An 18,384-nucleotide genomic window follows, 5' to 3' on the forward strand; every position below is an offset into this window, starting at 1 on the left:
GGTGGGCGTTGCAATTCCGCCCGCGCAAATAATCTTTCAGCCGGTCGCTGCTAAAATTGTAGCCGCTCGCCGTATATTAGCGAGCAGAAAAAAGGCCTGCAGTGGCAGGCCTTTAGCATTACAGGGCTAGTTACACCGCTTGCTGGATAATCACGTTATCCGCTTTTTTGGTGTACTGCTCCATGCGGTGGAAGTTCAGGTAACGATAAGTATCGGCCGCAGTAGCATCGATTTGCTTCGCGTATTCCATATACTCGGCTACTGTTGGCAGTTTACCGATAATAGAAGCAACTGCTGCCAGCTCGGCTGAAGCTAAGTACACGTTTGCGCCCTGACCTAAACGGTTCGGGAAGTTACGCGTAGAGGTAGATACTACTGTTGAGTTCTCCGCTACCCGTGCCTGGTTACCCATACACAGTGAACAACCCGGCATTTCAGTGCGGGCACCTACTTTACCGAAAATGCTGTAGTAACCTTCTTCGGTCAACTGCGCCTGGTCCATCTTGGTTGGCGGTGCAATCCACAGACGGGTTGGCAGCTGGCCTTTGTATTTATCCAGCAGCTTACCGGCGGCGCGGAAGTGGCCGATGTTGGTCATACAAGAACCGATAAACACTTCGTCGATTTTGTCGCCGGCTACGTCAGACAGTAAACGCGCATCGTCCGGATCGTTTGGTGCACACAGCACCGGCTCTTTAATGTCAGCAAGGTCAATCTCGATAATTTCGCTGTACTCAGCATCGGCATCGGCAGACATCAGCTGTGGATCTTTCAGCCAGGCCTGCATTGCGTTAATACGACGCTCGATAGTGCGCACATCGCCGTAGCCTTCAGCAATCATCCACTTCAGCATAACAATGTTTGATTCTAAGTATTCAGCAATAGAGGCATCTGACAGCTTGATACTGCAACCGGCAGCAGAGCGCTCTGCAGACGCATCAGATAACTCAAACGCTTGTTCTACTGTTAAATTTGGTAAACCTTCGATTTCCAGAATACGGCCGGAGAAGATGTTCTTCTTGCCTTTCTTATCAACGGTTAACAAGCCTTTTTGGATGGCTACGTACGGAATAGCATGTACTAAGTCGCGCAGGGTAATACCCGGCTGCATTTCGCCTTTAAAGCGTACCAGTACTGATTCCGGCATATCCAGTGGCATTACACCGGTTGCAGCTGCGAACGCTACCAGGCCAGAACCGGCCGGGAACGAAATACCAATCGGGAAACGGGTGTGCGAGTCACCACCGGTACCTACGGTATCAGGCAGTAACATACGGTTTAACCAGCTGTGGATAATACCATCGCCCGGACGCAGTGATACACCGCCGCGATTCATAATAAAGTCCGGCAGCGTGTGGTGCGTATCAACATCAACCGGCTTCGGATAAGCGGCAGTGTGACAGAACGACTGCATGGTTAAATCGGCCGAAAAACCCAAACAGGCTAAGTCTTTTAACTCGTCGCGCGTCATCGGGCCGGTGGTATCTTGCGAGCCCACTGTGGTCATTTTTGGCTCACAGTATGTGCCGGGGCGTACGCCTTTCACGCCGCAAGCTTTACCGACCATTTTCTGCGCCAGCGTAAAGCCTTTACCTGAGTCCACTTTAGCTTGTGGCCGGCGGAATTTGTCCGACGGGCCATGGCCTAAGAATTCACGCGCACGGTCAGTTAAGCCACGGCCGATAATCAGCGGAATACGGCCACCGGCACGTACTTCGTCAATTAACACGTCGGTTGCCAGGCTAAATTCAGCCAGCACTTCACCACTACCGTGACGAACCACTTTGCCTTCGAACGGCAGAATGTCGATCACATCACCCATTTCCAGCTTGGAAACATCAACTTCAATTGGCAGCGCACCTGAGTCTTCCATAGTGTTAAAGAAGATAGGTGCAATTTTGCCACCCAGCACAAAACCACCGCCGCGCTTGTTCGGCACGTATGGAATGTCGTCACCCATAAACCACAGCACAGAGTTAGTGGCGGATTTACGTGACGAACCGGTACCCACTACATCGCCAACATAAGCCAGCGGGAAGCCTTTTTTGTTCAGCTCGTCTAACTGTTTGATTGGGCCAACAGTGCCCGGCTGATCCGGGTTAATGCCTTCACGGGCATTTTTCAGCATGGCTAAGGCATGCAGTGGAATATCCGGCCGTGACCAGGCATCCGGTGCCGGTGATAAATCATCAGTGTTGGTTTCACCCGACACTTTAAATACGGTAACAGTAATTTTTTCCGCTAAGGCTGGTTTGGCTTCAAACCACTCGGCATCGGCCCAGCTTTGTACTACTTGCTTGGCATGCACATTACCGGCATCGGCTTTTTCGGTGACATCATGGAAAGCATCGAAAATCAGCAAGGTGTGCGACAGCGCTTTGGCAGCAATAGGCGCCAGCTTGTCGTTGTCCAGCAGGCTGATTAACGGCTGAATATTGTAGCCGCCCATCATGGTGCCTAATAACTCAGTAGCGTATTCGGCACTGATCAGGCTGCTTGACGCTTCGCCATTAGCCAGAGCGGCTAAAAAGCCGGCTTTAACATAAGCCGCTTCGTCTACGCCCGGTGGTACGCGGTTTACTAATAAATCAACTAAGGTGTCTTCTTCACCTTTTGGCGGGTTCTTTAACAGTTCAACTAAGGCGGCTACCTGCTCAGCATTGAGCGGTTTTGGCGGGATACCTTGCGCAGCGCGCTCGGCCACATGTTCGCGATATTGTTGTAGCACAGTATGATCCTCTTGGTCGTTGCCGGCAGTCTTGCTACTGCGGCGTCATTCTTAGAATGAATGGGCGTAATTATATGAAAATTCGGGCCAGATTGACATCGGGCCGTTAACCACCCTACTTATAGTGGGTATAAATACGGTGAATATGAAACCGGATGTTATATACTCTTCGTTATAGTGGTCTGACCTCGCTAGCTATGACAGAGGTTGGAATCCCGAGCCGGGCGCCACAGAGTGTCTGAGCCCTGCCGCAGGCAGTAGGGCGAGTTGCTGTGGCGAGCCGGAGCGGGAATTGCAACCGGCGGGCTAAACTCTGTTAACTATTATAGATATAAAAAAGGCTGAGTAGTCACCTACTCAGCCTGTGCAGTGTAGCAGATTTTTGTTATCCAGCGATTACCAGATCTTAACGCGCTGCTCTGGTGCAATATACATCGCATCGCCTTCTTTAATATCAAAAGCCGTGTAAAACTCCGGAATATTTGGCAGTACACCGATAACACGATAATGCGCCGGTGAGTGTGGCCCCGTGCTTAACTGGCGCTTTAACGCCTCTTCGCGGTACTGTGAACGCCATACCTGCGCCCAGCTTAAAAAGAAACGTTGCTGACCGCTAAAACCATCCAGTACCGGCGCTTCTTTGCCTTCCAACGACAGTTGATAGGCTTTCAGAGCTACCGTCATACCGCCTAAGTCACCGATGTTTTCACCCAGCGCCAGCGCACCGTTAATGCTCAGGCCAGGCAAAGGTTCAAACTTATTGTACTGGCCAATTAACTTGGCGCCACGCGCCTGGAACTGCATTTTGTCCTGCTCGGTCCACCAGTTGCGCAGGTTACCATTACCGTCGTACTTAGCGCCCTGATCATCAAAACCATGGCCGATTTCGTGGCCAATAACACCACCGATACCGCCGTAGTTTACCGCATCATCTGCTGCCATATTAAAGAATGGTGGTTGCAGAATAGCCGCCGGAAACACAATCTCGTTATTTACCGGGTTGTAGTAAGCATTCACCGTTTGTGGCGTCATAAACCACTCGCTCTTGTCGATTGGCTGACCCAGCTTATTGATCATGTCGTCGTAGCCCCAATGGCTGGCGCGGACAAAGTTACCGACTAAATCGTCGGCTTTAATTTCCAGGGCAGAGTAATCTTTCCATTTATCCGGGTAACCGATTTTCGGTGTGAAGGTGCTGAGTTTTTCCAGCGCCGCAACCTTGGTTTCCTCTGTCATCCACTCCAGCTCTTTAATCGAGATTTCGTAGGCTTTAATCAGGTTAGCTACCAGCTGTTCCATCCGCGCTTTGGCTTCCGGTTTAAAGTGGCGCTCAACGTACAGCTTACCGGTCAACTCACCTAATACCTGGTCTGAGGCATCAACCGCCCGTTTCCAACGCGGTTGCTGCTGTTCAATGCCGCTCAAGGTGGTGCCGTAAAAAGCAAAACGCCGCTCGGCAAAGTTGCTGCTGAGTTTATCGGCATAGCTGTTAATGGTTTTGATGCTTAAATAATCCTGCCAGCTTTGTAAGTCTGTGCTGTCCAGCACCTTAGCAAAACCGTCGAAGTAGCTTGGTTGACGCACAATAATGTCAGTTACGCCGGCAAGTTTGGCACCGTTAGCAAAGGCAGCCCAATCAAAGCTACCCATTTGGCTATCGAGCTCTGTAGCGGCAATTTTGTTATAGGTTTTATCGGCGTTGCGGCTCTCTACCCGCGTCCAGTGATGTTCGGCCAGCGCTTTTTCCAGTGCATAAACGCGCTCAGCCGCTGCAGCAGCATCGGTGTGACCGGCCAGGCTAAACATATCGGCTAAATAGGCTTTGTAATCGGCAATCAGCTTTAATGAGGCTTCATCATCTTTAAAGTAATAATCGCGATCCGGTAAACCTAAACCACCCTGGTTCAGATACACGGCGTACTCAGAAGAGTTCTTCGCATCGTTATTAACATACCAGCCAAACGGAATGGCTACGCCATCGCGCTGCAAGCTGGCAAATAACGACGCCAGTTGCGCTTTGTCAGTAACGGCTTTAATGGCATCCAGTTGTGGTGCCAGCGGACTGATGCCCAGTTTTTCAATAGTGGCTTCATCCATAAAGCTGTTGAAAAAGCTGCCCAGCTTTTGCTCATCAGAGCCGGTTTTTAAATCGGTACGGGCCGACACTTCATCAATAATGGCCTTAACTGCCTGCTGTGAATTGTCGTTCAGAATGTGGAACGAGCCGTAAGAGGCTTTATCGGCCGGGATCGGCGTTTCAGCTAACCACTTGCCGTTTACTGCGAGGAAGAAGTCTTCACTGAATTTTACCGCCGGGTCAAAGTATTGCTGGTCGATGCCCGATACTAACGGGGCTTTCACTTCAGCAACTGCCGCAGTTTGGGTTTGAGTGGCATCCTGTTTGTTACACGCCGTAAGGCCAAGTGCCAGCGCCACTGAGGCGGCGGCTAAGGTAAGTTTTTTCATTGTTGTTATCCTGTTGGGTTACATAAAATACAGCCGCTTTATACTACTCTGTTGCTGCCTGGATGCCAAACCGCCGGCGGCGCGAAGTTGTAACAAGTTATAAAATCGCTATGATGCTATTCACTTAATACAAACAAGCCAGACCAAATATGGATCAACTGCGCCGCGCCGATCAACTGTTGCAGTGGACAGAGCAACAGCAACTCAACACTAACCAGCTGCAACAGGCCGCCGGCCGTTATGCGCTGCAGCCGGCAACCGAACTCTGGCTGCTACTGGCCAACCGCGTGTTACTGTTTAGCAGTGTAGTCCTGTTAAGCAGTGCGCTGATTTTCTTTCTCGCCCATAACTGGCCGTTAATGCATTATTTTGCCAAATTTGCGCTGGCAGGCGCTGCTGTGCTGACAGCCGGTGCCGTAGCCTTTTTCAGCAAGGCGCACAGCCTGCTACAACGTGCAGCCTTGCTGGCAACGGCGATAACGACGGGCGCCTTATTGGCACTGATCGGCCAAACTTACCAAACCGGTGCCGATATCTGGCAGCTATTTGCCGGCTGGGCGGCATTGATAACGCCGCTGGTGCTGCTGTCCGGCAGTCGTGCCTGCTATCTACTGTGGTTTTTGCTGCTGGAGCTGGCGCTGAGCCGTTATCTGCATACTCAGTCTGATTTTTTCTGGCTGCCGGCAAGCCCACCTATGATACTGAATCTGGCATTGGCGAACCTGTTGCTATTGGTATTTGCCGAATTTGCCCTGCCCCGGCTTCGGGTTAAAGCCAACCAGGCGCTGGTTTGGCTGGCAGCGCTGCTGTTAATAGCGCCGTTAACTTACGGCGCAGCTATCGGCACATGGGACAGCGACTACCGGCCCAACTTGCTGGCTTATCTGCTGCTGACAGCCGCGCTGATGCTGTGGTATTGGCGCCGGCGCCGCGATGTGCTGTTGTTAGCCTTACTGACATTCAGTGCCATTAGCGTGGCAACCTCAATGCTGGCAAGCGTGCTGGAAAATGCTGATGAGTTTGTTGCGATGAATTTGTTGGCACTGTTTGTTATCGGCAGCAGCACCGGCGCGGTGATCTGGCTGAAAAAGCTGCTGCAAGCCCCTGTAGAGACCACCGTATGAAGCCAAACGCCGAACTCACCACACAGCTCACCGCTGAACTCGCCACACAATTGCAGCAAGCCGGTATTGTTGACCAGGCCGCCGCAGCGCAGTTGCTTAATCCGGCAAGCCCCTGGTGGCTGCAAATTATGCAGGGCATCGCCGCCTGGATAGCATCGATATTTATTATCAGCGCCTTTGTCGGCCCGCTACTGGCGCTGACAGGCAGCAACGTAGTGTACTTAGTTACCGGCTTGCTGTTATTAGCCGGCGCTATCTGGTTGGCGTTGCGGCCGCAAGAGTTTTTGCAGCATATGTCGGTCGCTGTAGCATTAGCAGGCCAGGGCTTGCTGGTGTACAGCAGCTATGAACTGTTTGCGCATTCTATCGACGTACCGCGCTATGCCTGCGCCCTTATCAGCGCGCTACTGCTGTTAAGCCCGCTTAACCGGCTGCACCAGCGGGCCAGCTTAAGCATTGCCTTGCTGTGTCTGTTGTCGTTAATTGACTCTGCGCCGGCAATAGCCGTTATCAGCTCAGTGCTGGCGGCGCTGGCGGTTGTGTTGTGGTGCAGCCGGCCGCAGTGGAGCGGCCTGGCCTTTGCCGGCCGGATAAAAAGCCTGCTGGAAGTTGCCACCCTGGCCGGGTTTGGCCTGAGTTTATTTGGCCAGTGCCTGCTGTTTATTGACAGCAGCCACTGGCTGGACAACAAGCTGATGCTGGCCCGCGCTTTATGCAGTGCACTTGGCAGTGTACTGTTAATTGCTACCGTATTTTGGCTCAGCCGGCTGGCAACAGTGCCCAGCCGGCTGGCACTACTGACCGTAACCACGCTGCTGTGTATTTTACTGTACCCGGCGTCGGGTTTATTGGTTAGCTGCGCCTTAATGCTGGCGTGTTTTTACGGCTGCAGCCGGCGCTGGTGCGCGCTGGCTTTACTGAGCATGCTGTTTGCCATCAGCCAGTTCTATTACAGCCTTGAGCTTAATTTGCTGCACAAATCCGGCCTGCTGGCATTATCGGGCCTGCTGGTACTGGCAGCCTGGTTATTACTGCAACGTTACCAGCGGAGGTTAGCATGATATTAACGCGGCACAGGCTGGCCATTGCCGCCGCCGTATTACTTGTTCTGGCCACGGCAGGCGCAGCAATTGCGCAGTTTGAGCACACGCTGAAAACCGGCCGCGTGGTTAATATCGCGCTGGCACCGCTGGACCCCCGCTCGATTATGCAGGGAGATTATATGGCGCTGGCCTATGCCATTGACCGCGAATTACCGGAAGATGCCGCGCAGTATAAATACGCCTGGCTAAGTGTAGATGCCCGGCAACTGGCCAGCTTGCACAGCCTGAGTAACAGTTTGCCGCAACAGCCGCAGTTGGTTGCCGTATTGCTGCGCCGGCGCGACGGTATATTCAGTGTTGGCCCCAATGCGTTCTTTTTTGCTGAGGGCACAGGCGCGCTATATGAACAGGCACCGTATGGTCAGTTCCGGGTAGATGCCGGCGGCAAAGCATTGCTGGTAAGTTTACTGGATGAAAATTTGCAGTTATTAGGGGAGAATAGCCGCTGAAACCTGCACCAGGCGAGAACCGGATTGCCCTAAGCCAACCGTTGCAGGCCAGGACGGCCGAATCGAGCCTACAGGGACGTATTTACGGCGTGTTGGTGTGGGTAAACCGGTTCGACGCCCCTCAAACTGTTTAATCTTGACACTGATAACAGCCGGGGCTACGCGGGCAACTGTTACCGCGGGCGCAAATCAGTTGCACCGGCTTTTGTAAGCTGCGTGCCACCCAGTTAATATTCAGAATATTCGCCACACTGGTCAGCGCGGTTTGAATAGTTTTCGGCACCCTGGCACCACCGCTGCTGCCAACACACAACTGCTTTAATTCACCGGCCATGCTATCGGCATCGACACCCTGCGCCAGCAACGCCGGGTTTAAATCGATACCGGCGCACAATACATGGGTATTGCCGGCCAAATCGCTTACTTTGGTAGACTCGCAGCAGTAAATACGCGGCGCGCCGTTTACATCCAGCAACGACAGCTGCGCACTGCTGGCTACGCCTTCTACGTCAAACATCCGAAACACCGCCCAATGCTGACACGGATCTTCAACCTGACGCATATTACCCCAAGGCAGCGGTATTCCGTTGCCGCGATACACCGCTTTAAGTTTACCCGGTGTATAGGCATCAAAATAATGCCAGTGCGTGTAGGGCGATACTGCCGTCATGCGGCGCATTGCCACCGATGCCGACACCCCGGCTTGCTGATGCGTGCTGATCTCATAACCATGGCGGTCCAGCAACTGGCGAAACGGTAATTTGGGGCATAAAAGCGCGCCGGCAAAAAAGCTCGATTCAAAATCACGCCAGGCGTGCAAAATATCCTGCGGCTGCACGGCGGTAGAGCTGGACAGCTCATCATCATGCGCACCGCCCACTGTCATGCTGCTTTTTACACCGTCTTTATTGTGCAGCACGGCATGGCCGATATGCACCGCCAGCTCGTATTTTAACCGTGTAGGAAACTGCTGCAGCAAGCTGTTTAAATGCAGGGTATTGGGCGGACTGAAAAACGACGTGGAGACGTTTTTTGACAATACCCCCAATTCATCCAGCAGCTCTTTCGGGGCTTCGGTAAACCAGCTGATCTGCAGCCCAAGCTGTTTTACGATCGCCAGCAACTCTTCCACACTCAGCGGCATACGTTTTTGGCCAACGTCTTCGGCCGCACGTTCCAGCTCAGGGAAGTGGTTTTGATGGTGCTCCTGATGCGCGCGAATAAGCAACTGGGCAAACTGCTTGCCACTGGTACCGGTTTGCGACAGCATTTCCGGAATGGCAATTTGCAAAATATCATTGGAAAACAAAAAACCCGGCTCCAGCGCCATACCGCTGATACCGCCACGGCTGCCTTTTTGTGGCGTTAAATCCTGGCCGTCGTCTTCACCATCGAGAAACCAGTCGATGTCTTTTTGAAATACTTCAGCAATAACCTGCAGCATTTCCACACCGGGCACCCGTTTACCGCGTTCAATCATGGACAGATAAGACACCGACGGCGCCTGCTCCGGATCGACGCGGATACAGCGGGTGGATAAATCTTCCATGGTTAAGTTATTGCGCTTTCTCAGGTTTCTGATCTTGGTTCCGAGAAAATGCGACTTTCTGAGCAGGCTTTTATTTGCTTTCATTTTGTAAAATTCACACTGTAAAATTTTTATTGTGAAATTATGCTGATTTTTAGCCTAGACTAGTTTTTAACCGATAGCAACTGGTCTGACATTCAACGTCAGATTGGCAGATGCTCAGATGCTGACAGCAAAGGTGCCGATCCTTTTCGCATTGGCGAAGGCGGACAACACATTCGTCCGGAACGAATGTGGCCTGCGCAGCAGGTCCGCCAGGTTGAGGGCCGGATAGCCCGAAACTCCGCGGCACCGGGCATGGCAGCATCTGAGCATCGGTTATTAAAGCTAAACACTGCACCTGATTACAAGAGACGAGGATGACATCATGACTACATTGGCCCAACAACACAGCACTCCATCACAGAGCCATACCGCCTGGATGGCGACCGAGCTTAGCGTGATTAACGAGCTGAACCAGCGCCATGTCAAACAGGTAATGGATTACTCAAAAGGCTTTTTAGATAAAACCTTTCCGCTGCAGCAAGGCTCGCATAAAGACGTATGCAGCTATGTGGTGTACTACCAGCAGCTGCTGGCGTTTTTTGCCGACGGCAGCACCAGCGGTTTGCAAACCCCGCCGCAGTTTGTTGCCTTAAGCGGCCATCGCGAAGCCCCCTGCTCTATTGTGCTGAACAATAATGGCCGCCACGTCGAGCTGATTTTAAACCGCAGCGGCATTAACGGTTGTCAGGATAAAGCCAGTATTGACGATATTCAGCTGCAAACCTCAGAGCCGGATTGCGTTTGGTTTAGCATGGTAACCGGCCGCCAGGTAAGTTGCGCCCACAAAGGCAATAAGCAGTTTACCTGCAAAGACGGCTTGCCATATTCACTGGCATAGCGTCAGCGCAACTTAACCACCATGATACCGGGCAACTTGCATTGCCCGGTTATTCTGCGTTCCGGCACGCAAATAGCGCTTTAACATAACACCAGCTTTGTGTAACATCTTTACTTTATTTTCACAGCTTTTTTTAACTTACGGCTTAGCCTTGAGGCGAGATGAAACATTTAACCACTATGCTCATGTTCTGCGCGCTGCTGGCATTAAATGGCTGTACTGTGTTGGGTATCATTGTTGATAATAAAGTGGATAACAGAACCATTGACCCGATAGTTCCACCCGGCACTCACGTACCATCAAAAGTGGAACCCTCTTTTGCCAGCGAAGGCCTTGAAGCCGACATTGCCATTGCCAAGCTGATTAAAGACGCCATTTTCCCGGCTAAACCCCAGCCTAAAGTACGCTGCGCTATGGAGAACGGCCTGCGCATTTGTTACGAAGAAGGCGCCGAGGGCTACTAAGTAGCCAACTACAGTGGCGCCGTTAAAACAACGACAACCCCAACTCGTCTGCTAACAAACTGATCAACTGCATTGCCACCACGGAGTTACCAAAGCGGTTTAGCGGCGGGCTCCATGCCGTTATGACACCAAATTGCGGCACTATCGCCACTATGGCACCGCCAACACCGCTTTTCGCCGGCAAGCCCACTTTAAAAGCAAACTCGCCGGACTGATCATACATGCCACTGGTAGATAAAATAGCGTTAACGCGGTGCGCATCACGCCGGCTGCAAATTTGCTCATTGTTGTGCGGCTGTACGCCGCGATTGGCCAAAAACAGCAACGAGCGCGCTAACTGCTCGCAGTTAATAGCGGTAGCGCATTGATGAAAGTAGTGCTCCAGCACCTGGGGTACTTCAGCTTCAATATTGCCAAAGCTTTTCATCAGATACGCCAGCGCGGCATTGCGGTTACCGTGCTCCAACTCTGACAAATACACCTGCTGATCGGCGTAAATGGCCTCAACTCCGGTTAAGCGGCGCAAAAAAGTTAAAAATGCGGTTTTACTGGCCGAATAGTGGCTTACCAACACATCGGCGACCAAAATAGCACCGGCATTAATTACCGGGTTGCGCGGTATGCCCTGCTCCCATTCCAACTGCACGATAGAATTAAACGGCTGGCCGGACGGCTCCATATTGACCCGCTGCCACAGCTCATCACCCAGCCGGTTCATCGCCATTACCAGACCAAAAATTTTTGAAATACTTTGCAGTGAAAAGCTTTGCTGTGCCGCCCCGGCACTGTGAATTTTACCATCCAGCGTCGCCACTGCCACCGCGGCTTGTTGTGGTGCAACCTGCGCCAGCGCCGGAATATAATCGGCCACTTTGCCCTGGCTATACAGCGGCTGGCATTGTGCCAATAACTGCTGTAGCAAGGCATTCAAATCGGAGGAGTTTTTCATCGGCAATGGCCTTATCTGCGCTGTTCCTGTGGCCCGGCAGTATGCCATAGCGGCCCGCAATGCAGTAGCGCAGTAAACATACTTCTTAACTTGCCACGGACATAAGTTGCAGCCACGCTATTTTTTCTGTTTAACTGCACCAAATCCCGTTATCCGCCGTAACCTGTGCGCATAATATTAATCTGCCAATTTACCGGAGCCTTAGCCATGATCAGTTACGTTACCCTGGGTGTCAGTGATTTAACCGCCGCTAAAGTATTTTATGGCAATTTACTTGCAGAGCTAAATAGCAAAGCGCTGCTGGATATGGGCCGCATTGCGTTTTTTGGCAAAAGTATGGCGCAACCAATGCTGGCAGTATGTGTGCCTTTTAACCTGCAACCGGCTAATCCGGGTAACGGCAATATGGTGTCGTTTCAACCGGGTTCAAAAGAAAAAGTCGATGCGCTGTATCACAAAGCCATAGCACTGGGGGCTACTTGCGACGGCGCACCTGGCCAGCGGGTAGAAAACATGTTTTACGGTGCCTACGTTAAAGATACCGATGGCAACAAACTGTGTTTTTGTCACTTTGGTTAAGGCGTAGTATCTGATGCAGCTAAACAGCGATCTTAACCAGCGCGTACTGATACTGCCTGAGCAGTATCAGTTTGTCAGCTCACCGCTGCAGGGCGTAAGCCGGATGATGCTTGACCGCGCCGGTGCAGAAGTGGCGCGTGCCACCAGCATAGTGCGTTATGCCCCGGGTAGTGGTTACAGCCGCCACACCCACGATGGAGGGGAAGAAATACTGGTGCTCGATGGCGTATTCAGTGATGAACACGGCGACTATCCGGCCGGTACTTATTTGCGTAATCCGCCCGGTAGCTCGCATCAACCTTTTTCCCGCGATGGTTGCACCCTATTGGTAAAGCTATGGCAATTTGCCGCTGATGATAATCAGCAATTGGTTATTAATACGGGTAAGTCTCAGTGGCAGCCGGGGTTGGTGCCGGGACTATCAGTGTTGCCGCTGCACGAGCACAACGGTGTTAGTACTGCACTGGTCCGCTGGGCGCCCGATACATTATTTAACCGCCACATTCACGTTGGCGGTGAAGAAATACTGGTACTTGAAGGTCTGTTTTGTGATGAGCACGGCCGTTATGCTGCCAAAAGCTGGTTGCGCAACCCGCGCTACAGCACGCACACTCCGTTTACCCTTGAACAAGGCGCATTAATTTACGTTAAAGTCGGGCATATAGGGGCAGGCTTATTGGGTAATCAGTTTATTGAAGCGGTAGCTACAACATGAGCCGGCATTTCAGCGCTGAACAGCTGTCACGCATTATTGAAATGGCGTGGGAAGACAGAACCCCTTTTGAGGCTATACAATACCTTTACGGTGTAACAGAGCCTGACTTAATTACATTAATGCGCCGTGAACTTAAGAGCTCATCGTTCAGGTTGTGGCGTGCGCGTGTCAGTGGCCGCAAAACAAAGCATCTGAAACTACGCAGCCCTGATGTAAGCCGTGCATACTGCCCTACACAATACAAGCGTTAGCCGGTAACACTGTTGTATAAGCAAAGGTGGCTAAGTTTACTTACCTCATTTTATTGTTCTTTGTAAGGTTACTAAGACGTATATGGATTCGTTAACACAACTTACGCTGGGAGCGGCAGTTGCCGTGGTCGCGCTGGGCAAACTGCCCGGCAGCAAGCTAAAGGTAGCGCTTACGGGCGCAGTGCTTGGCACTTTACCCGATTTAGATGTGATTATTGATTACGGTGATGTGGTCAGTAATATGGTATTGCACCGCACTGAAAGCCATGCCCTGTTTTATCAAACACTGCTGTCGCCACTGCTGGCCTGGCTGGCGGCGCTGTGCTGCAAACAGCAGCAATATTACCGGCGCTGGTTATTGGCGACCTGGCTTATTTTACTGACCCATACCGGCATTGATGCCATGACGGTGTACGGCACCCAATTTGGTTTACCCTTTACCAACACCCCCTTTGCGGTGGGCAGCATTTTTATTATCGACCCGCTGTACACCTTGCCGCTGCTTATCGGTGTTAGTTGGTTTTTATTCTCCGGCTTAACCAGAGGATACAAGGCAAATATAGCCGGCCTGGTATTATCATCCGTTTATCTGCTGTGGAGTGTTGCAGCGCAGCAGCATGTCAGTACTATTGCGGCCAGAAATGCACAACAACAATTGCCCGGTTATCAACAAATGCTGGTAACACCGGCCCCGCTGAACACCCTGCTGTGGCGCATAGTGCTGATGACAGAGCAGGGCTATGCCGAGGGCTTTTATTCATTGCTCGATGATACAGAGCAGATCAGTTTTACGCTGGTACACCAGGATAACAGGCTGAAACAGCAGTACGCCGCGCTTAAGCCGGTGCAGCAACTGCAATGGTTCAGCCGTGGCTTTTACACCCTGGCACAACAAGGCGACAAACTACTGCTGACAGACCTGCGCATGGGCCAGGAAGGCAGTTACGCTTTTCAGTTTGTGCTGGACCCGTTAAACCCTACTGCAGTGACTCAGCTACCGATGCGACAGGACACTGCCCGGGCTTTGCCGTGGTTGTGGCAACGCATGCTGGGCACAGCGTTGCCATCGCCTTATGCTACTTCAGCGCTTAACCAATGATGTTGTAACCATACCAGTCTGGTTGCATCGGTTGGCTTTGGCCGGACGGAGTAAGGTGAATGTACAAACCCTGCAATTGCTCTACTGCGAAGCAGTCATCCAGCTCCAGCAAATTATCTTTGTGCGGGCTGCCGGCACCGGGTAACAACAGCTGCTTTGCTTTGGCCTTAGCCTCAGCGGCTGAGCCTGCCACGCACAACATAAAATCATGCTGCTCAGCTATTTTATCCGTGTGATAACCACCGAAATTGACAAAATATAACTTAACATCAAGCTTTTGCGGCTCGCGCTGCACACTGACACTGTAACCGTCTATATGTTTTACCTGCATGTAGCTGTCGATATGCAGGCCTTTTACGCTACCAAACCATTGTTGACACAACTGCGTATAAGTATCCTCAATGCGCTCAGCCGCCACAAAGCGCACATCGTGTAACTCTATATTGGCACCCGGCGCAATACCGCCGAGATAAACTAAAAATAATTGCATCGTTTTTTCATCCTTGGGCAAAACGCGCAGTATAACCATGGCTTAACTTTGTCACCAGCAGCAGTTGCGTTAAGCTGCTAAGCTAACTGAATAAAACAACATTGATACAACTTTAGCCGGACGGAAATATCACGATGAAAGCTGCTCTGCCGCATAACGAACAGCAACGATTAGATAGCTTGTATCAATTAAACATTCTCGACACCGCGCAAGAAGATGCCTTTGATGCCTTAACACAGCTGGCCGGCATGATTTGCGGCGTTCCCATTTCTGTTATCTCACTGGTAGATAAAGACCGTCAGTGGTTTAAATCTAAACAAGGCATGGACGACGTGCAAACAAGCCGTGATGTCTCTTTTTGCGCTCATGCCATTTTACAGCCTGAGCAAATCCTGCAGGTAGCCGATGCCAGCAAAGACCGACGTTTTGCCGATAATCCTAATGTACTGGCCCCGGGCGGAATACGCTTTTATGCCGGCGTGCCGTTGGTGCTGGATAAGGGCTTAGCCCTTGGCACCCTGTGTGTAGTTGATACCGTATGCAAAACCCTGGCACCGGCACAGCTCACCGCCTTGCAACTGCTGGCGCGTCAGGCTACCAAGCTGCTGGAAGCACGTAAGCTGGCGCTGGATAATCAACATAAAAGCGCCTTACTGCAGCAAAGCGAACAACGTTACCGCTCTATGCTGGAAAACCTGCCGGGTATTGTATATCGCTGCCAAAACGATACTGATTGGAATATGTTGTTTATCAGTGATGAAGTCGAAACTCTGACCGGCTTCACCGCTGACGACTTTATTGCCAATCGCGCCGTAAGTTTTACCCAACTCACCTTTGAAGACGATATTCCAAGGCTATACCACACAGTGCAGCAAGCACTGGCAAAGCAACAAGGCTATGATGTGCAGTACCGCATTACCACCCGCCAGGGCGAGGTAAAATGGCTGCAGGAATTGGGGCGGGGTATTTTTACAGCGGATGGCCAGTTGCAATATCTGGATGGCTTTATCTGGGACATTACAGAGCAAAAAACCGTAGAGCAATTGAAAAACCAGTTTGTCTCTACCGTAAGCCACGAACTACGCACGCCGCTGACCTCCATCAGCGGCTCACTCGGCCTGGTACTGGGTGGTGTGGCCGGCAAATTACCGGACGCCGCCAACCAAATGCTGCAAATTGCCAACGACAACTGCGAACGACTCACCCATCTGATCAACGATTTACTTGATATTGAAAAGCTGATGGCCGGCAAAATACAACTTACTACCAGCACACTACATGCACATACTCTGCTGGAAAAAAGCCTGCAGCAAAACCAGCCTTATGCCGGCAAGCACCTGTGTAAACTGGAATTGCAACCCGGGCCGGATCTCTGGCTGCAGGCAGATGAGCGCCGGCTGGAGCAGGTTTTAACCAATTTATTATCTAATGCTGCCAAGTTCTCGCCGGCTAACTCCCGTGTGCTGATCAGTGTTAGTCTGCACAACCAGCAGGTGGAAATTGCAGTGCAGGACCAGGGTCCGGGCATTGCAGATGGTTTTAAAAGTAAAATATTTCAAAAGTTTTCCCAGGCAGATGCCGCCGATTCACGCTCAAAAGGCGGCACCGGGTTGGGGCTGGCAATATGCAAAGAGCTGATGCAGGCCATGAGAGGCGAAATAGGTTACCAAAACCTGGAAGACGGTTGCCGCTTTTATATCCGGCTGCCGTTGGCTAACCAGCCGCTGGCGGTTGTGCCAGAATAACCCGGTTGCGGCCGCTGGTTTTAGCCTTGTATAAGGCTTGATCGGCCTTTTCTATCACCACATCAGCTGCAGTAATGCCTGCTACTGCACTGATACCGGCACTAAAGGTGCAAAAAAAACGTTGCTCGTTGCTACTGAAGGGCAAACCGGCGAATAACTCGCGTATTTGTTCAATTACTTCAAACGCCCGCTGTAAGGTACACTCCGGTAACACCAGCAAAAACTCCTCACCGCCATAGCGCCCTACCAGGTCAGTTTTACGCAACTGTTGTTTCAGCAAATTAGCTAAGTTGGCTATAACCTGGTCGCCTACCAGGTGGCCATAGTTATCGTTTACTTTTTTAAAATGATCAATATCCAGCATCACCACACTAACAGGCTGACCGCTGCGCTCCGAGCGCAGCATTTCCAACGCAAGCCGCTCTTTAATATGCGCGTGTTGCAGTAAACCGGTAAGGCTGTCCCGCGTCATAATTTCTGCCAACTGTCGTGCGCGCTGCGCTCTGGCAAATACCGCCACCAACAGGGCCGTGTCAGAAATAGGTTTGGTGATAAAGTCATCGCCGGCTTTGATTAAAGCCGCCAGCTGCTGCTCGCTGTCGGTTTCAGATGACAGATAAATAATCGGTACACCGAGCCAACTTTGCTGCAAACGTACCAGTTGTGCTAACTCCGGGCCACTGCAAAACGGCATATTGACGTCCAGCAAGATCACATCCGGATGAAAACGGTTTAGTGCATCAAAAATATGCGCCGGCTGCGGCAAAATCTCTACCATCAACCCGCCCTGCTGCAACACCAGCGCATAGTGTTGCGCCAACATCTGGTCGTCATCAACCAGCATCACCCGAAAAGGTTCGCGTTCAGCGCCGGATAATTGCTTGCGCACCCCGGCTTCCAGCTCAGTGGTATTTAACGGCCGGCTGTAGTACCCCACCGCGCCAATGCGCACCGCATCAAGGTAACTGTTAAAGTCTGTTTTATTGCTGACTAACAGCAGCGGCAACGCTGTTTTTTGCTCGTTTTGGATTAATTGTAATTCAGCCACGGCCCCCGGTTGGTCGGCATCCGCAATCACAACTGCCGGTCGTTGCGCCGCCACCGCCTCGCGCAGCGCAGCAAAGCCGGTAAACTGGCGATTAGCATAACCGAAAATATCCAGCATAATGCTGATCTGCTCTTTCAGCGCGCTATCGGCGCAACACAAATAAATGCTGGTTGTAGCCGGCTGGCGGCCGGCGTCAACAGTAAACACCGGGCTCTCTGCGCCGGTTTCACTCAAACGGCTCAGCAAAGTTATGCCGGTTATAACGTCGCGGTACGCCGCAACATCGGGTTGGATACCGGCATGCAACCAGTGTTTAACCTGCTGTTCCAGCTGTTTTGCACTTTCGCCCAGTTGCGTCAAACCGAAGGTGCCGGCAGAGCCCGCCAGGGTATGTAAAGCCGCCATAAGCTGCGTCGCTTGCTGCTGCCATAGCTCTGATGGTGTGTCGGGCAATGCCTGTGCCTGTTGCAGTAACGCCGGTAAATCCTGTTGCAGTCGTTCAACATATGCCAGCCGCAGTGTTTCAAGCTGTTGTTGCAGGTCCGTGGTCGATGCCTTCATATCAGAGCCATTAGTTTTTGTACTTTGTTTATCCGCTGCCGACGCGTTTCCTGAATTCGGGGCATGGCGCAGATCTGCAATTTATTACAACAAGTGAATGATTAAACTGCGTTAAATTTAGCGCATAAGCTTTAAAGATGCT

16 protein-coding genes are annotated in these 18,384 nt (G+C 51.6%); 10 read left to right on the forward strand and 6 right to left on the reverse strand.

All coding sequences use genetic code 11. The features are described from left to right. Window positions 1–130 precede the first annotated feature (130 nt). Together acnB and Q8O77_RS16020 are read right to left on the reverse strand one after the other, a co-directional pair. Window positions 131–2,728, reverse strand: coding sequence for a bifunctional aconitate hydratase 2/2-methylisocitrate dehydratase (acnB, locus tag Q8O77_RS16015; RefSeq protein ID WP_305555460.1), 2,598 nt, complete (start codon window positions 2,726–2,728; stop codon window positions 131–133). Between the two features lie 396 nt (window positions 2,729–3,124). Next, window positions 3,125–5,194, reverse strand: coding sequence for a M13 family metallopeptidase (locus Q8O77_RS16020; protein ID WP_305555463.1), 2,070 nt, complete (start codon window positions 5,192–5,194; stop codon window positions 3,125–3,127). A gap of 149 nt (window positions 5,195–5,343) precedes the next feature. On the opposite strand from Q8O77_RS16020, the gene Q8O77_RS16025 reads away from it, so the two are divergent. Genes Q8O77_RS16025 through Q8O77_RS16035 form a run of 3 tightly spaced genes read left to right on the forward strand, consistent with a single transcriptional unit; the run spans window position 5,344 to window position 7,870 of the window. After that, window positions 5,344–6,318: a DUF2157 domain-containing protein gene (locus Q8O77_RS16025; protein ID WP_305555466.1), complete on the forward strand. Its 975-nt coding sequence runs from the start codon at window positions 5,344–5,346 to the stop codon at window positions 6,316–6,318. After that, window positions 6,315–7,379, forward strand: a complete 1,065-nt coding sequence (locus tag Q8O77_RS16030; protein ID WP_305555469.1) for a DUF4401 domain-containing protein — start codon at window positions 6,315–6,317, stop codon at window positions 7,377–7,379. Before Q8O77_RS16025 ends, Q8O77_RS16030 begins: the two co-directional genes overlap by 4 nt. Then, on the forward strand, window positions 7,376–7,870 hold the full coding sequence (locus tag Q8O77_RS16035) for a GDYXXLXY domain-containing protein (RefSeq protein WP_305555472.1): 495 nt from the start codon (window positions 7,376–7,378) through the stop codon (window positions 7,868–7,870). The genes Q8O77_RS16030 and Q8O77_RS16035 overlap by 4 nt, the downstream gene beginning before the upstream one ends. Window positions 7,871–8,000: 130 nt before the next feature. Here Q8O77_RS16035 and Q8O77_RS16040 read toward each other — a convergent pair whose 3' ends face one another. After that, the gene (locus tag Q8O77_RS16040) at window positions 8,001–9,503 is read right to left on the reverse strand and encodes a DUF3612 domain-containing protein (RefSeq protein WP_305555475.1); all 1,503 of its coding nucleotides are present in this window, start codon (window positions 9,501–9,503) and stop codon (window positions 8,001–8,003) included. 322 nt (window positions 9,504–9,825) lie between these two features. Here Q8O77_RS16040 and Q8O77_RS16045 point away from each other — a divergent pair, with 322 nt between their 5' ends. Beyond that, window positions 9,826–10,341 (forward strand): malate synthase, encoded by a 516-nt coding sequence (locus tag Q8O77_RS16045; protein ID WP_305555478.1) that lies wholly within the window; start codon window positions 9,826–9,828, stop codon window positions 10,339–10,341. 161 nt (window positions 10,342–10,502) lie between these two features. Further along, a complete protein-coding gene (locus tag Q8O77_RS16050) occupies window positions 10,503–10,805 on the forward strand; it encodes a hypothetical protein (protein ID WP_305555481.1) in 303 nt (100 codons plus the stop codon). Window positions 10,806–10,827: 22 nt separating this feature from the next. Here the strand turns inward: Q8O77_RS16050 and glsB are convergent, their stop codons facing one another. Then, window positions 10,828–11,754 carry a glutaminase B gene (gene glsB / locus Q8O77_RS16055; RefSeq protein WP_305555484.1) on the reverse strand — a complete coding sequence of 309 codons (927 nt, stop codon included), beginning with the start codon at window positions 11,752–11,754 and terminating at the stop codon, window positions 10,828–10,830. Between the two features lie 207 nt (window positions 11,755–11,961). Between glsB and Q8O77_RS16060 the strand changes: the two genes are divergently transcribed. The 4 genes from Q8O77_RS16060 to Q8O77_RS16075 all read left to right on the forward strand — a co-directional run bounded on the left by Q8O77_RS16060 (window position 11,962) and on the right by Q8O77_RS16075 (window position 14,398). Next, window positions 11,962–12,333, forward strand: coding sequence for a VOC family protein (locus tag Q8O77_RS16060; RefSeq protein WP_305555487.1), 372 nt, complete (start codon window positions 11,962–11,964; stop codon window positions 12,331–12,333). Window positions 12,334–12,346: 13 nt separating this feature from the next. Further along, entirely contained in the window at window positions 12,347–13,048 is a 702-nt protein-coding gene (locus Q8O77_RS16065; protein ID WP_305555490.1) for a cupin domain-containing protein, read from the forward strand. Beyond that, window positions 13,045–13,299, forward strand: coding sequence for a TIGR03643 family protein (locus Q8O77_RS16070; RefSeq protein ID WP_305555493.1), 255 nt, complete (start codon window positions 13,045–13,047; stop codon window positions 13,297–13,299). Before Q8O77_RS16065 ends, Q8O77_RS16070 begins: the two co-directional genes overlap by 4 nt. A gap of 82 nt (window positions 13,300–13,381) precedes the next feature. Continuing rightward, entirely contained in the window at window positions 13,382–14,398 is a 1,017-nt protein-coding gene (locus tag Q8O77_RS16075) for a metal-dependent hydrolase (RefSeq protein WP_305555495.1), read from the forward strand. Here the strand turns inward: Q8O77_RS16075 and Q8O77_RS16080 are convergent. Further along, window positions 14,388–14,888, reverse strand: coding sequence for a DUF1543 domain-containing protein (locus Q8O77_RS16080; RefSeq protein WP_305555498.1), 501 nt, complete (start codon window positions 14,886–14,888; stop codon window positions 14,388–14,390). The genes Q8O77_RS16075 and Q8O77_RS16080 overlap by 11 nt on opposite strands. 134 nt (window positions 14,889–15,022) lie before the next feature. Here Q8O77_RS16080 and Q8O77_RS16085 point away from each other — a divergent pair, with 134 nt between their 5' ends. Further along, window positions 15,023–16,633 (forward strand): ATP-binding protein, encoded by a 1,611-nt coding sequence (locus tag Q8O77_RS16085; RefSeq protein WP_305555501.1) that lies wholly within the window; start codon window positions 15,023–15,025, stop codon window positions 16,631–16,633. On the opposite strand, the gene Q8O77_RS16090 is transcribed toward Q8O77_RS16085, so the two are convergent. Beyond that, window positions 16,602–18,242, reverse strand: coding sequence for a diguanylate cyclase (locus tag Q8O77_RS16090; protein ID WP_305555504.1), 1,641 nt, complete (start codon window positions 18,240–18,242; stop codon window positions 16,602–16,604). The two genes, Q8O77_RS16085 and Q8O77_RS16090, sit on opposite strands and share 32 nt — an antisense overlap. Between the last annotated feature and the right edge of the window lie 142 nt (window positions 18,243–18,384).

Origin of the sequence: Rheinheimera sp. (genome assembly GCF_030690345.1) — a bacterium.
Lineage (GTDB): Bacteria > Pseudomonadota > Gammaproteobacteria > Enterobacterales > Alteromonadaceae > Alishewanella.